The 15512-nt window shown below is 40.2% G+C and carries 14 protein-coding genes; 3 read left to right on the top strand and 11 right to left on the bottom strand.

The features are described 5' to 3' along the window. Nucleotides 1-140: 140 nt before the first annotated feature. A complete protein-coding gene (locus tag BMZ58_RS09090) occupies nt 141-749 on the bottom strand; it encodes a metallophosphoesterase family protein (protein ID WP_075036227.1) in 609 nt (202 codons plus the stop codon). Between the two features lie 202 nt (nt 750-951). Here BMZ58_RS09090 and BMZ58_RS09095 point away from each other — a divergent pair, with 202 nt between their 5' ends. From BMZ58_RS09095 to BMZ58_RS09105, 3 genes are all read left to right on the top strand, one after another. Next, on the top strand, nt 952-2571 hold the full coding sequence (locus tag BMZ58_RS09095) for a spore germination protein (RefSeq protein WP_075036228.1): 1620 nt from the start codon (nt 952-954) through the stop codon (nt 2569-2571). Continuing rightward, complete coding sequence (locus BMZ58_RS09100) at nt 2572-3783, top strand: Ger(x)C family spore germination protein (protein ID WP_075036229.1); 1212 nt, start codon at nt 2572-2574, stop codon at nt 3781-3783. A 63-nt stretch (nt 3784-3846) separates the two neighbouring features. Next, nucleotides 3847-4941 (top strand): GerAB/ArcD/ProY family transporter, encoded by a 1095-nt coding sequence (locus tag BMZ58_RS09105; RefSeq protein WP_075036230.1) that lies wholly within the window; start codon nt 3847-3849, stop codon nt 4939-4941. On the opposite strand, the gene BMZ58_RS09110 is transcribed toward BMZ58_RS09105, so the two are convergent. From BMZ58_RS09110 to iolG, 10 genes are all read right to left on the bottom strand, one after another. Then, on the bottom strand, nt 4938-5159 hold the full coding sequence (locus BMZ58_RS09110) for a YczF family membrane protein (protein WP_075036231.1): 222 nt from the start codon (nt 5157-5159) through the stop codon (nt 4938-4940). The two genes, BMZ58_RS09105 and BMZ58_RS09110, sit on opposite strands and share 4 nt — an antisense overlap. 203 nt (nt 5160-5362) lie before the next feature. After that, a complete protein-coding gene (iolE, locus tag BMZ58_RS09115) occupies nt 5363-6256 on the bottom strand; it encodes a myo-inosose-2 dehydratase (protein ID WP_075036232.1) in 894 nt (297 codons plus the stop codon). An 84-nt stretch (nt 6257-6340) separates the two neighbouring features. After that, on the bottom strand, nt 6341-7807 hold the full coding sequence (locus BMZ58_RS09120; protein ID WP_075036233.1) for a CoA-acylating methylmalonate-semialdehyde dehydrogenase: 1467 nt from the start codon (nt 7805-7807) through the stop codon (nt 6341-6343). A gap of 61 nt (nt 7808-7868) precedes the next feature. After that, the gene (iolC, locus tag BMZ58_RS09125) at nt 7869-8870 is read right to left on the bottom strand and encodes a 5-dehydro-2-deoxygluconokinase (protein ID WP_075036234.1); all 1002 of its coding nucleotides are present in this window, start codon (nt 8868-8870) and stop codon (nt 7869-7871) included. A gap of 213 nt (nt 8871-9083) precedes the next feature. Beyond that, nucleotides 9084-10040, bottom strand: a complete 957-nt coding sequence (locus BMZ58_RS09130) for a hypothetical protein (RefSeq protein WP_244151520.1) — start codon at nt 10038-10040, stop codon at nt 9084-9086. 490 nt (nt 10041-10530) lie between these two features. Then, entirely contained in the window at nt 10531-11469 is a 939-nt protein-coding gene (locus BMZ58_RS09135) for an aldo/keto reductase (RefSeq protein WP_075036236.1), read from the bottom strand. A 70-nt stretch (nt 11470-11539) separates the two neighbouring features. Then, nucleotides 11540-12418 (bottom strand): class II fructose-1,6-bisphosphate aldolase, encoded by an 879-nt coding sequence (gene fba / locus BMZ58_RS09140; protein ID WP_075036237.1) that lies wholly within the window; start codon nt 12416-12418, stop codon nt 11540-11542. A gap of 18 nt (nt 12419-12436) precedes the next feature. Beyond that, the gene (iolI, locus tag BMZ58_RS09145) at nt 12437-13279 is read right to left on the bottom strand and encodes a 2-keto-myo-inositol isomerase (protein ID WP_075036238.1); all 843 of its coding nucleotides are present in this window, start codon (nt 13277-13279) and stop codon (nt 12437-12439) included. 130 nt (nt 13280-13409) lie between these two features. Beyond that, complete coding sequence (locus BMZ58_RS09150; RefSeq protein ID WP_075036239.1) at nt 13410-14273, bottom strand: sugar phosphate isomerase/epimerase family protein; 864 nt, start codon at nt 14271-14273, stop codon at nt 13410-13412. Nucleotides 14274-14460: 187 nt separating this feature from the next. Continuing rightward, nucleotides 14461-15495, bottom strand: coding sequence for a bifunctional inositol 2-dehydrogenase/D-chiro-inositol 1-dehydrogenase (gene iolG / locus BMZ58_RS09155; RefSeq protein WP_075036240.1), 1035 nt, complete (start codon nt 15493-15495; stop codon nt 14461-14463). Nucleotides 15496-15512: the final 17 nt, after the last annotated feature.

The raw sequence follows: 15512 nt of genomic DNA on the forward strand, positions 1-15512 counted from the left end.
CATCATGACCTAAGCTTACCTTGAGCAAATTTTTTAATAGTGATATTCTCTTTTAAAGTTAAGTAAAAAGATCCATCATTTAAAAATGGCGCTTTCCTATTTTAGGAAAACGCCACTCTTTTGCTAGAATTTCATTCCCCTTATACTGCATAGACTTGGTGGGAAGGAAGTTCTAAAATAGTCAATTTACCTCCATAAACAGCCCCTGTATCAATATCTACTTGATCTTCATAATAAGAAACATCTCGTACAGGTGTATGACCGTGCACCACTGTTTTTCCGAGTCCAATTTCTTCCGTATGGCGGGTCCATAACATCGTTTCTTCTTGTTGTCTTTCTAAAGGAATATTAGGGTGAAGTCCTGCATGTACAAAAATGAAGTTTTCTGTTTCATAGTAAAGTAGAAGATTGTTTTCCAGCCACTCGCGGTGTCTTTGCATTCTTTCAAAATCGCCGTTATAGGATTCACGAGTACTATCTGCTCCATTCAATTCCCATATTCTTCTTGTTGATGTATCATCTTGAGAGCGAATGAATAAGTCATCATGGTTTCCTTTAATTGCAATTGCCCCATCCTCTTCCACAAGCTTCTGGACCTTATCTACAACCTCTTTGGAACGAGGCCCCCTATCAATATAATCTCCCAACATGATCAACTGATCTTCTTCCGGATCATAGGAGGCTTCTTTAAGAACATTTTCGAACTTCTCAATGGCTCCGTGGATGTCTGAAACTACAAGATAACGCATGAGAATCCTCCCTGAAAATTTCTATACTATAATTATTTCTTTTTCAAGGAGGTGTCAAACATTCTGTGTCAGAAAAACACCTCTCTTCTATCCCAGTGTTAATCATCCACTTCACGAATGGCTTGGAGAGATACCCCCCACGTTTAAAAGTCCCTTCCTATGACCATCATAAAAACAATAAGGATTATGACGAGGGGTTCCGATGAATATATGGAATAGATATAAGAAAAAAATGCAAAGAAATAAGAAAAAAGATCAAGACGCATCTAATGAAAATGAAAACTCTATTGATAAAAACTTATCCGTGAATATAAATAAATTGAAACAGGATCTTGGCGATAGTAGCGATTTGGTCATTCGCCATTTTGAGATGGGCGGAGAACCTTTAGTAGAAATCGCAGCTGTGTATATGAGTGGATTAGTAGATGAAAAGAATGTGAATGAATTTGTTTCCGGAGCATTGAATGTCGAGGCTTCTATTGAAAAGAGGGCGCAGGAATATCGCGGAGTCAATAGTTTTGATTTTATTAAAGCCCATGCTCATTCGGTTGAAAAAGTTACGGTAGTTTCTGAATGGGACAAATTATTATTAGCTGTTTTATCCGGTTACACAGTCATTTTAGTAGATGGTTATGAGGAAGCAATTTCCGGTGACACACAAGGCGGAGAAACGCGTGGTGTCACGGAGCCCAGTACTCAACTAGTCATCCGTGGCCCGAAGGTTGCGTTCACTGAGTCTCTTGGAACGAATATATCCCTGGTCCGACGTTATCTGAAAAGCCCTGATCTCCGGTTTGAAACCATGCAGGTCGGTAGTATAAGCAAGACGGATGTCGCTGTCATGTATATGAAAGGAATCGCTAGTGAGAAAGTGTTGCGTGAAATCAAAAAAAGGCTGACCAAGATTGAGGTCGAAGATATCATCGATTCCGGCTATATTGAACAGTACATCCAGGATGCCTCCTTCACCCTGTTTCCGACCATCTATAATTCAGAGCGTCCGGATGCCATAGTAGGCAACCTTATGGAAGGACGGATTGCCATTATAGTTGATGGGACACCATTTGTATTAGTGGCACCTGCCCTATTCATACAGTTTTTTCATACTCCTTCCGATTATTATCAAAACTTTGTGATCAGCTCATTTTTACGGTTATTAAGGGTGATCTCTTTTACAATTTCCCTGCTGACGCCGTCACTTTATATAGCACTGACGACTTTTCATCCACAGATGATCCCTACGCCTCTATTGATAAGCTTTGCCGCCCAGCAAGAAGGCGTACCATTTCCGCTTTTCATGGAAGTACTGATCATGGAATTCACTTTTGAAATCATACGTGAAGCTGGACTTCGTATGCCGCGAGCCGTAGGGCAAGCGGTTTCTATTGTTGGAGGGCTTGTGCTCGGGCAAGCTGCCGTACAAGCAGGGATTGTTAGTGCTACGACGATAATAGTCGTAGCACTAACCGGGATCGCCAGCTTTGCATTTCCTTCTTATAACATGGGGGTCGCTCCACGTATCCTGCGTTTTTCGTTGATGATCATAGCGGGAAGTTTTGGTTTGTACGGTGTATTAATGGCTCTGTTTATTCTCATTGCTCATATGAGTAGTCTCCGTTCTTTCGGGACTCCTTATTTAAGTCCATTTGCACCGTTTATTTGGTCGGATATCAAAGATTCCATTATTCGCCAGCCTTTATGGTCAATGATTACCCGCCCTCGTCTCATTAGCCAGCAAAATGTCCAACGACAAGAAAAAGGACAAAAGCCAGCCCCGCCGGATGCTGTTGATTCTAACTCAAATAAGGAAAAGGGTGATTAGATGAAACAGAGGATTTTATTTATAGGGCTGTTTTCTGCGCTGATTCTATTAGCGGGCTGCTGGGATCAGAATGAACTAGAGGATATAGCTCTTGTCATGGGAATGGGTATCGATAAAACGGAGGATGGCTTATATGATGTTTCCTTCCAGATCGTGAACCCAGCCCAAGTAAGTGGCGGAGAAATGTCTCAAACTTCTAAAGGCACAGCGGTCACTACATACAGAGAAACGGGCCAGACTTTATTTGAGACCATACGGAAAATATCTAAAGAAGTACCTCGTAAGCTTAATTTCTCCCATATGGTTGTACTTATTATCGGGGAAAGTTTAGCAGAGGACGATGGGCTTTTTGAAGTAATGGATTTCACCGAAAGATTTTATGGATTCCGTTCGACTGCAATTGTGCTCATTTCAAAAGGTGGTCCCGCACAACCTATATTAAGTATCCTTAACCCAATGGAAAAAATCCCGGCTATGAAAATTCAGGAAGCCTCAAAGAAAACCGCCGAGGTGTGGGGGGAGACTACTGATCAAAATATCAATGATGTCATTCAAACACTAACAACTAAAAGCGGGGGAGTATCCTTGAGCGGAATAGCCCTCCTCGGGGATATGCAGGAGGGTCAAAATTCAAGTATTAATGAGCAAGCTGTACCGTCCACTTATATTAAACTCAGTGGCTTAGCAATTTTACAGAATGGGAAGTTAAAAGGTTGGCTTGAAGACACGGAAGCACGGGGTGTTTCGTGGGTGAAAAATAAGATCCGAAAAACAGTGGTCACGTCTACTTGTGAGGAAGAGGAAGACGAAGGAATGATAGCTGTTGAAGTCCGGAATGCGAATACCAAACTGAAGCCCACTATAAATGAAGGGAAACGGAAAATTACAGTCAATATTAAGAGCGAAGGGACTTTACAGGAGGTTACGTGTCCGCTGGACCTGACCGATCCTCAAGTCATTATCGATTTGAATAAACAACTAGCAAAAGTAATAGAAGAAGAAGTCAGCACCACTGTAAAGACCGTACAGGAACAGGAAACCGATATTTTAGGATTCGGTGAAGCAATGAATCAAAGGTATCCAAAAGAGTGGAAAAAAATGAAGGAAGAGTGGCCAACCACCTTTAGTGAGATGGACGTCGAGATCAATGTTGATTTTTTCATTCGTGGTACAGGATTAAGGACAAAACCTTTAATTTTAGAAAAAAAATAATAGGAGGATTAAGCCTATGATGGCAATCCTCCCAGACAAACTACTAAGGGAGGTACGGATGTCGTGGAAAAAGCCAAAGTAAGCGGCTGGCAGTTGTTTGTATTAATGCTTTTGTTCGAGCTTGGCACAGCCATCGTAATCAATCCGGGGCTCGATGCTAAAAAAGACGCATGGCTGGCTGTCCTCTTGGGAATGATTATCGGCCTCCTCCTTTTTGTCGTATATTTCGCTCTTTATCGCCTATACCCTGACCTCTCCTTAATCGGCTACGGGAAGAAGATTCTCGGCAAATATGCAGGAATGAGTCTTGGAATCTTGTACTTGTTTTACTTTCTATATATTGCAATAAGGGATTTGCGGGACTTCGGTGAACTGCTGACAGCATCTACGTATATCTATACTCCGATTTTTGTGATTAACACGATCATGATCCTGTCGGTCGCTTTTGTACTGTGGCACGGGATAGAAGTATTAGCAAGAACAGGGGAATTTTTCTTTGTTATTTTGATGTTGGTCGGGGTAGTAGGGACAAGTTTGGTACTTTTCTCTGGTCAAATCGATATCAATCAATTACGTCCCATACTGGAAAATGGGTGGATGCCTATAATCAGTACTCTCCCCGCCACAACTACCTTTCCGTTCGGAGAAATCATTGTTTTCACCATGTTACTCCCTTATTTGAACCATCCGCGGCTATGCTTGAAGGCTGGTTTGTCTGCTATGAGTATTAGTGGCGTTTTGTTAACATGGGTTGTAGCTATGGATATAGCTGTTCTTGGCATTTATGTAGCGAGCAGATCCGCCTTTCCGTTGTTATCAGCCATTGGTTTGATTGATATGGCAGGGCTTTTCCAACGGCTGGATGTTGCAGTTGTGTTGACACTCATCATCGGAGGCTTCTTTAAGATCGCCATCTTTTTTTATGCCGCACTCATAAGTGCTACAGAATTATTTCATGTTAAAAAATATACATCACTAATATTTCCGCTAAGTATTATCGTTTTATTATCATCCATGAGTGTGGCCAGTAATTCAGTCGATCACATTAAAAAAGGAGTCGAGCTCGTACCATTTCATATCCATCTTCCCCTTCAGGTGGGGGTTCCAATAATCCTGCTCGCTATCGCCCTCATTCGCAGACGCATGAAATCACACTAATCTTTTTGCCTATTTTTAATGGCCTGAATGATGAGGACAGCTATAGACAATAATGTTAAGAGGATTAAAAGTAAGTACTCGAAAGGTTTCATCACCCAGAAAGGGTTGAAGAGGTTGGTTATCGCTACTTTTTTATCGTTCAATAATAATAGGTCCATTCCGTAATTAATCAGGACCATTCCGATACTTATAAAAAGGAAGATAAAAATGATCTTCATGAAGAAACACCTTCTTTTTTATAGTATGTGTGAGTGAGCAAGACCCTATCCCGGAACCATATTTTTGGTACCTGACCCCCGGCACAGTACCATACCAAAGTGCACAATCATTAAAGTTAGAATTAAAAAAGTTTCTCTTTGTAAAGAGAAACTTTCCCAAGTAATACTATTGAGGTTTTATAATAGGTTTAACAAAACTACCACTAAATCTCCGCTTTTTCCCGGATGTAATTTCGAGCGATAATAGCTTGTTCTAGAGGATTGGCAATAGAAGGGTCTTGTTCAGCTTCTACTAGCATCCAACCTCTGTATTCCTTATGTGCTAAAGTTTCAAAAATCGGCCCAAAGTCTATATTTCCGTTTCCTGGAACGGTAAACATCCCCTCTTTTACACCATCAAGAAAGGCTGTCTTTTTCTGCCGAACCTGTGCTGCAACATCATCTCTAACATCCTTCAAATGTACATGTTTTATTCGGGGGAAATGCAGATTTAATACCTCCATAGGATCTTCACCAGATAAATAAAGGTGTCCTGTGTCAAAAAGAAGAGAGACCTTGTCCTCATCTGTGATATCCATCAGCTTATCAATTTCTTCTTTTGTCTGCACACCTGTCCCCATGTGATGATGAAATACAATATCCATCCCTTTCTCGCGAGCAAGCTCACCTAGAAGATTTAACCCTTCAGCTAAAAGTTCCCATTCCCCTTCACTGAAATGAGGCTTAGCTTCGAATAAAGGGACATCTTCTTTTTGAATACTGCGGCCCTGTTCTGATACCACAATAACCTTAGATCCCATTTCATAAAGAAAATCACGATGTTCTATGAAAGCTTCCTTTGTCTCCTTAAAAGGGCGTGTGGTGAGGAATGAACTGAACCACGCACTGGCAATTTGCAGTTGTCGTAATTCAAGCGCTTTCTTTAATTTTTGGGTATCTTTTGGATATTTATTACCTACTTCCGTTCCCTCAAACCCTGCTAGTGCCATTTCACTGACACACTGTTCAAAAGTATTCCCACTTCCTAATTCAGGCATATCATCATTGGTCCAGCCGATCGGGCAAATCCCCAGTTTAACCGTATGATCTTTAAACATTTCCATTAGCCTCCTCCACTTATGTAAACACTTACAAAATCAGGCAGAAAAAAAGGGAGATTGCCCTCCCTTTTTTCAGCTGACTTATACCCAGCGAGTAGTCATAACTTTTTTACGGGTAAAGAATTCTACCCCATCCTTGCCATTGGCATGCAAGTCTCCATAGAAGGAATTTTTCCATCCAGAGAATGGGAAGAATGCCATCGGTGCTGGAACTCCAATATTGACACCGAGCATACCTGCATCAATCGTTTCACGGAACTGACGAACACTGCCTCCATCTCTAGTGAAAATGCAAGCTCCATTGGCAAATGGAGATTCATTTGTGACTTCTACAGCTTCATCTAAATTCTTAACACGTACAATAGAAAGAACAGGTGCAAAAATTTCATCTTGCCAGATCTTCATTTCTGTTGTTACGTTATCGAAAATTGTTGGTCCAACAAAATAACCATTTTCTTGGGAGGTATTATCTTGACGACCATCTCTTATAAGCTTGGCACCTTCTTGTTCACCCTTTTCAATATAGCCGATTGTACGTTCTTTATGCTGTTCACGAATAACTGGTCCTAAAAAGACATCATCTTCAAGACCGTTCCCGATTTTGATCTCATCTGTTTTCTTCTTAAGCTGCTCGATAAACTCATCAGCTACAGACTCTTCAACGGCAACCACAGAGGCAGCCATGCAACGCTCCCCTGCTGAACCAAAGGCTGCATTAAGAATCTGTGTAGAAGCATTATCCATGTTAGCGTCATTTAGAACGATGGAATGGTTCTTTGCTCCAGCCAGAGCTTGGACACGCTTAAGATTTTCTGTACCGCGTTTATATACATATTCTGCTACCGGTTGAGATCCAACGAAGGAAATGGCTGCAACCTTCTTATGGTCAAGCAGTCCGTTAACAACATCATGTGCGCCATGAACGATATTGAAAACGCCTTTTGGCAACCCTGCTTCTTCTAATAACTCAGCCAAACGATTGGCCAAGAGGGGTGTCCGCTCAGACGGCTTCATGACGAAAGAGTTACCAGTGGCAATTGCCATTGGGAACATCCAGCATGGAACCATCATCGGGAAGTTAAATGGTGTGATTCCTCCAATAACGCCGATTGGATAGCGTTGGACACCCGATTCAAGACCTTTCGCAATTGACGGTAATTGATCGCCCATCATAAGAGTAGGGGCACCTGTCGCAAACTCAACATTTTCAATTCCCCGCTGTACTTCACCCTTAGCTTCTTTCAAGTTTTTCCCATTTTCAAGAGTAATCAATTCAGCTAGTTCATCCCAGTGTTCAACCAGAAGTTGCTGATACTTAAACAAGATACGAGCCCTTTTCGGCACCGGTACTTCTTTCCAATCCTCGAAAGCTACCTTAGCAACGTTAACTGCATAATCTACATCTTCTTTTGAGGAAATCGGTACCCTAGCAATGACTTCTCCCGTAGCAGGGTTATAAACCTCTTCTGTTTGATCACTTTTCGCCTCAACCCATTCGCCACCAATATAGTTTTTTAGTGTTTTCACTTCACTTGTAACATTACTCATTTAATTTTCCTCCTTAAAATAGTGATGATAATTATATAAGTTGCTTTCCATTATAGGTAAATCATGAAATCTCCTGTCTTTCGGCTTTTGCTTTAAAATCATCAATTTCCTTAGTTGTCGGCATGGCATCTGAACAACTGTGTCTTGAAATGACAATAGCGGCTGATGCACTACCGTATTCCATTGCTTTTGATAAGTCCCAATGTTGAAATAGACCATAAATGAAGGCGGATGCATAGGAGTCACCAGCACCAAAGGTTTTCAACACTTTAGTTTTAAAGGTACCGCTCGTATGTGAGTTTCCGTCCTTGGTATAAGCGAAAGAACCTTTGGATCCGTGTTTAATCACTACGATTTCAGCGTTATGACTAAACCACTTTGAAGCAGTCTCTTCATCTGTTTTCTTCTCTTTTTCAAACTGTTCCATCATATCGAACTCATCTCTTGTGCCGATAATAACATCACACTTTTCAGCAGCAAGGTTATAATACGTAGCTGTTTCTTTATCGTTGTTCCAAGTGTACGGACGGTAGTCGATGTCAAAAATAACTACCACCTCGTGTTTCCGAGCGTATTCCAACGCTAAGAAGACAGCTTCTCTCGATGGACTTGCCGCAAGTGCCGTACCAGAGATATGGAGGGCCTTTGCATTTTTTATATAATCCTCTGAAACATCATCTGTGCTTAGTTTCAGATCTGCCACGTTATCTCGATACATTAAGATACTGCAATCTTCAGGACTCTTAATTTCAGTGAAAGCTAAGCCTGTAACAGCTCTTGTATGATCAACAGCTATATTCGTTGTATCAATATTGTCCCCTTTTAAGTAATCCACGATGAAACGACCCATTTGGTCATCTGAAACCTTACCTATAAACCCTGGTTTTAGACCAAGTCTCGCAGCACCAATTGTAATATTGGCCGGGGAACCTCCTACATACTTTGTAAAAGATTTGGTTTCTTCCATTGGACGATTAAATTGATCTGCATTTAAATCAATGCACAATCTTCCGACTCCAATAAGATCTAAGGGTCGATCTTCTTTGAATTCCAAGTTATACATGTGATCCCCTCCATTAATTCTTAACTTTTAAGAATAGTAGACTCACCTTTTACTTTTTTAGATTTGAAAGCGTTTAAATATCTTAATATTACAATATAATACTCTGAACAGAATTGCAACAGAATGTTACAAAATATAATCAAAAATTAACCTAAATTTACTCAAAAACCAACTCTAAAATTGGTCGGTTTAGCTTTTCCCCTCTAAACTTACTCATAACAGAAAATAAGCTGTCACTATTCCGATAGATCCAAAAATCAAAGTAAAGGGCAAGTTGGTGACTGTAATTGCATATGGGTTTTGCTGGGTATTTATAGATGTCAGGGTAACAACAATTCCATAAGTTCCAGAACTCGCCGTTGCCAAAGCTCCTACAATCAACATCACGCCGATTCCCATTGGGTTGAAGACCTCAAAAAGTGGCTGTAAGATTTCAAGTAATACACCAACCGTGGCAATGGGGTGAACTCCCAAAAGACCCAGTCCTATGTAGGTAAATAAAATTAACCCCAGTATGATCACAGGATATTCTTTAAATACAGTAAACAGATATTGAATCCACGTAAGGGCTTCTGTTTGATTAAGACTTTTCGAAAAAAGTGATAGAGAAATAAAAAGTACAAAAAAGTTCTGCAAGTGATTTGTTTTCTGGCGCCAGGTTTTGTATCCAATTCTCAAGAAAAGAAAAACTTTTTTCATGAAGAACGCCCAAACGAAAGAAAACGGGAAAATGACCAACGTGACAGCAAGAATAAAACTAAATTGCAACCACTCACTCGTTATCATCACCGCAGCTAAAAACAACCCTAAAATCATCAACAATTTGAACATTTTCAAATAGATTTTCTTCTTAGCCTGGTACCCATCCCCTATTTCATAACCTTTGTATGGAATGGATTGAAAGGCATTTTTTTCCATCTGTAAATCAAGGATTAGGACTGTGAACGATACCAACAAAAGCCACGGGAGGTAACTTAAATAACTAACCCCTGTAGCATCAACAACAATACCGACCATTATTTCCATCGGACTCCATATCATTGCCAATGCATAAGCCCGTATTGTGGACCTTGCAATAAACCGATCACGGATTCTTTTTTTTACCCCTTTTAATGAATCTATCAATATTCCCTGAGATAAATTCACAGCTGACAAATTTAAAAAAGTCATTAAAGTTCCACTTGTAAATACACTTTTAGGGTACAAATCACCTAGATGGCGAACATTCACTTTCATAAGACCTTTAATACTCTTTTCATACCGCCCAATATAGGCAGCACTATTGATCCACGGCAACATGCTTAAAAAAACAAGGAGATTCATGTTAGATATAAGGTACAAAGGAAGTGTGTGAAAATGAATGCCTGCTGAAAGGAACATAAAACTTCCAGTAGTTAGAAAGATACCTCCCAAGACTTTAAACAAACGGGTCGCATAAAAGAAAGAAACCAAAAGCGTTGGAACAGCTAAAATTCCTACGATCCATTCAAGGTAAGATAGCTCTAGGAAAACATTTATCAAGTATAAAGCTAAAACTACAGAATATAGAATAAACAGTCTATCAGACAGCCTAAGCTTCATAGAGATCTCTCCAATGTGTCAGGAGTATGAATAAACAAATACACAAGGGAGAGGATCCTCCCTCTCGCCTTTTTAGAAGCTAGGCAAATAGTTTGTCAATCTCATGGAATTCTTGTTTATTCATATTGACTTTAAGCGTTTTTAGATTACTTTTCACTTGTTCTCCATTTTTTGCGCCTGGAATAATAACATCTATGGCTTCATGTGCCAGGTACCAGGAAAGTACTAAATGAGGAATTTCAACACCTTTTCGATTCGCTATCGTTCGTAATTGTTCTACTTTTTCAAGGTTTTGAATGAATGCATCTCCTTGAAAATGAGGCATGCTGGAGCGCAAATCAGATTCTGGGAACGTCGTATGTTTATCGTATTTCCCAGCAAGGAGACCTGAAGCTAATGGGAAGAAAGGTACAAACGAAATTTCATTTTCAAGAATATATGGAAAGAATTCTTTTTCCGCATCTCTCTGTAGCAGGTTGTATAAGCCTTGAAATACATCTACATGCCCATCTTTATTGGCTTCTTTCAGCTGATCAAGGTTCATATTAGAAACGCCAATGGAACGTATTTTACCTTCGTCTTTTAGTTCTTTGAGAGCCCTTATAGCTTCACTCTTCAGGGTGTTTTCATCAGGAAAATGAATGTAATACAAATCGATGTAATCAGTCTGGAGACGCTTCAAACTATCTTCTACTGATTGCTTAAGAAAGATAGGGGAGTTATCCAAAACTTCCTCACCATTAACAAACTTTTGGGCACCTTTCGTAGCTAGGACAACTTCATTGCGATTGCCCATTTCTTTGATGGCCTTTCCTACTAACTCTTCCGAATACCCAGGCCCATATATAAAAGCGGTATCCAGAAAATCTACACCATTTTCAATTGCTTCTTTTACCATATCCACTCCTTGCTGTTCATCAAGATTTGGATACAAGTTATGGCCTCCGACTGCGTTTGTACCAAGTCCAATGGGATTCACATGTAAATCCGTTCGTCCAATTCTAGTTTTTTCAGCCATTTCCATGTTCCCCTTTCTTAAAAATATTTATATTCGTTTGAAAAGGACGACCTATGATCGCCCCTCCTCTTCATGCTTTTTTACTGCTCATAAACTCTCTCATCTTACTTTTAGCCATTTCTTTCATCGCCTCTTTAGCCGGCGTATGAATAATTCTAGGTTCATAGACTTGTGCATCAGCGTTAAGAACTTCCCTTACAGCATTTGTCCACGCTTGAATACACTCTGTATTGACATTTATCTTAGTATGTCCAAAGTGAATCGCTTTTTGTAATTGATAAATAGGGATCCCAGACCCTCCGTGGAGCACCAGTGGGACTTGGGTCATTTCAGAGATCTGTTTCATCTCTTCAAATCCTAATTTCGGCTCCCCCTGGTAAGGACCGTGCACAGATCCAAGAGCAGCTGCCAACGCATCAACATTCGTTTCCTCAACTAGTTTCAAACATTCATCAGGATCTGCATATTTAACACCACCGACTACGCCATCTTCTGTTCCGCCGACTGAGCCAACCTCTGCCTCCACGGAAACCCCTTTAGAATGAGCATAAACCACAACTTCTTTTGTCATTTTGATGTTTTCATCAATGGGGAAATGTGATCCATCGATCATTACAGAGGTGAAACCGGCATCCACAGCAGCTTTACAACTCTCCACGCTCTTGCCATGATCGAGATGTAAGGCAACCGGCACAGAAATAGACATCTCTTTAACAAGGCTTTCCACCATGGAGACTACTGTTTGAAATCCGCCGAGGTAATCTATTAATCGGTCAGATGCTCCTAGTATTAATGGAGAACCTTCTTCCTCCCCTGCAGCTAGAAAAGCTTGGATGGATTCCAGGTGGTTAATATTAAATTGCCCAACAGCATAGTTTTCCTGTTTTGCTTTTAACAACATATCCTTCATAGATACCAGGGACGTCAGCACGTTTTCCTTCGTATTCATAGGTATCAATCCTCTTATTTATATTGGTTGAGTATCGTAGTGCTTGGAAACTACATCAAGTGTTGTATCCTTAGCCTTTTTAATCACATCTTCTGCATCCATTTCGTAATATTCAGGTCTGAACAACTCAACGGATACAACTCCATCTTCATAACCAATCTCTTTCAACGTAGATAAAAGCCTGTCTAAATCAATCGCACCCTCTCCAGGCCAGACACGGTCTTCGTCCCTTAATAAACCAATTGGGAAGTCTTCTGTATCATCAATATGAAGAATGAAAATTTTCTTTCCATTCGCTTCTTTTAAAGCTTCATAACTTGAACCCATAGCGTGAAAATGGAAGCAGTCAAAGACGAGTCCTACATTTTCACGATCTACCTTGTGCACAATATCGTAAGCCTGCTCAAACGTATTAATCGTGCACTCTGGGTGGCCGACAAATTCGAGGGCAACCTTGATACCGTATGGTTCTGCAATACTTGAAAATTCTCTAAGCATTTTAACGGAACTTTCTTCAATGTCCTTCAGCAAAATTTTTTCTTCTGTTACAAGTGGAACCGCGACGATATATGGAACACCTAGTTCACTTCCTGTTTCAACCATTTGTTTAAACTCATTTAAAACTTGTTCTTCATTTTCACGGTTATTAAAAAAGACCAAAGCATTTAAGGCTAGCGGTTTAATATGATGGTCTTTAAAGAAAGTCTTTAAATTCTCTAAGGAATGGGACTCCAGATATTCAGGAAGTTTATCCATCGCCCGTATTTCGATATAATCATATCCGTGCTTGTCACAATAATTTAAGTCTTTTTCAAGGTTTGAGTTTTCAAGCGTAGTCGCCTGATTAAAACATAATTTCATTCCCTATTCCTCCTTAACCATTAGAAGAGCTGCGTCACATAGCAGTGGCTTATGTGACGCACCCACTCTTGATGATGACCAGGTGTTTAATTCCTCACGTATTTTCCATATCCTTAAAAAGGATGAGTGATTATATATTTAAACCCTCTTTAATGGATTTAAGGGTTATTTCATTGGACCATTCTGGTTTATCAGGGTAGGAGAAGACTGAATTTGTAACAATTCCATCAAACTCCATTTCTCTTAATTTACGATAGAGTGCTTCAAAGTTCACTTCCCCTTCACCTGGATTCAAATGTTGGTGAACCGTAACGTTTGCATCAGGTGGATTCACAATATATCGCAGTCCATATGCCGCTTTATGATTAAGAGTATCCGCAATTAGAACATGATCAAGTAAATCACCCGCTTCCTCCAGGTGTTGTTCTACATCGCCAATTCCATCATCATAAAAGAAAGCGTGTGGAACAGAGTAAACCAACTTAATCCACTCTTTATCTAATGCTCGAATCATTTTAATAGCTTCCGTGTTCAACTCAATAAAATCATGAGGATGAGATTGCAAATTGAGTTTAATTCCCTCTTTTTCAAAAAGTGGCATGAGCTCATCCATGGACTTCACAAAAGCAGCTTCACTTTGAACCGGACGGCTTTTGTCACCGGCAAATTCGCTGTTCATTAAGTCCACCCCTAATTCAGAAGTGACTTCTATACAGCGCTTCCAATTTCTCACTGCGGCTTGGCGTTCTTCTTCAATGGGGGAGGACCATTGTTGGACAGGAAGCACAGAAGAGATTTTGACACCGGCATCGGAGCAATATCTTTTTAGATCTTTGATCAGCTGCTTATCAACTTTCGGGTATTCATTAAACCAAATAAAATCTTTACGCGGGGATAACTCAACGTATTCGTACCCTAATCTAGCAACTGCGTCGATCGTATCTTTTAAATTTGTATTATCACGATAATGTGACGGATCATATGCTAAACGCAATGGAAACATCTCCTTTTTTAACTGTTTGGACTTAACCGATATCTGCTACATTACCAGCAGGTTTTGAATATGAATCTTCAGGGAAATATGAAGGTTAGATCCTCCTACTATTTTAGGAAGGGAAGTTTGTTACGGTCATATGTGTCCCATACTCCCCCAATTAGATTAATAATGTATTTGTTAAATGTTAATTACGTACAGCCACTTGTTTTTTATAAAAATCAGGGGTATCTTGAAGCTTAATATCTACTTCTTCTCCAGTTTCTTGAGCTTGCAGACAAGCATCAGCAGTAACAGCTGCAATGTATCCATCCCATGATGTAGGACCTTGAGGTTCCCCATATTTCTCCACTGAATCAAGGAAATTTTGTAGTTCTTTGTTGTAAGCATCCATAAATCTTATTTTCCAATCGTTCAGGATATTAGAGCTCAGCTTAGATTCTTTACGAACAACTACGCTAGCTACTTCTGGCAGTTTAGCAATCCCTTCTTCTCCCATAACTTCACACTGGATATCATAACCATATTTACAGTTCACAAAGACTTCTGCATGGATCAACACTCCTCCTTGTGTTTTAAGTGTAAATACCTGAGGGTCTTGTAATTCCGCATGGGAATGCTTTGTTTTTCTAGGGAAATCTACCCTGACGGATTCATAATTGTCATCAATAAGCCAGTGAAGGGCATCAATTTCATGGATTAATGTTTCCGTTACTGCCATATTGGTTTTGTAATTTTCATCAACACCTGGATTTCTGTGGGAACAGTGAATCATCAACGGATCGCCGATTTCGTTATTGTCCAAGGCCTCCTTTAGCTGCACGTATCCTTCATCGTAACGGCGCATAAACCCAACTTGGACAAGACGTTTCCCTTGCTTTTGTTCCGCATCGACTATTCTCATACACCCTTCAGCAGATGTCGCTAACGGCTTTTCACAGAATACATATTTCCCTGCTTCAATAGCTAAGAGAACACTTTGCTCATGTGCAGGTCCCCAGCTTGTCACAAAAACGGCATCAATGTTTGGATCCCCTACAAGAGCTACATCATCAGGATAGACCGTAGCATCCAAGTTATAGTCCTTCACAGCTTTATAAGCAGACTCCTGGTTCACATCTGTAACCGCTTTAACTTCACCACCAGATAGAATGTTTTCTATTCGATCGATATGTTCTCTTCCTATCGCACCTGTTCCAATAACTCCTATTTTGATCGTCATAATCATCCTCCTCTAAG

This window comes from Halobacillus dabanensis, assembly GCF_900114165.1.
GTDB classification, from domain to species: domain Bacteria; phylum Bacillota; class Bacilli; order Bacillales; family Halobacillaceae; genus Halobacillus; species Halobacillus dabanensis.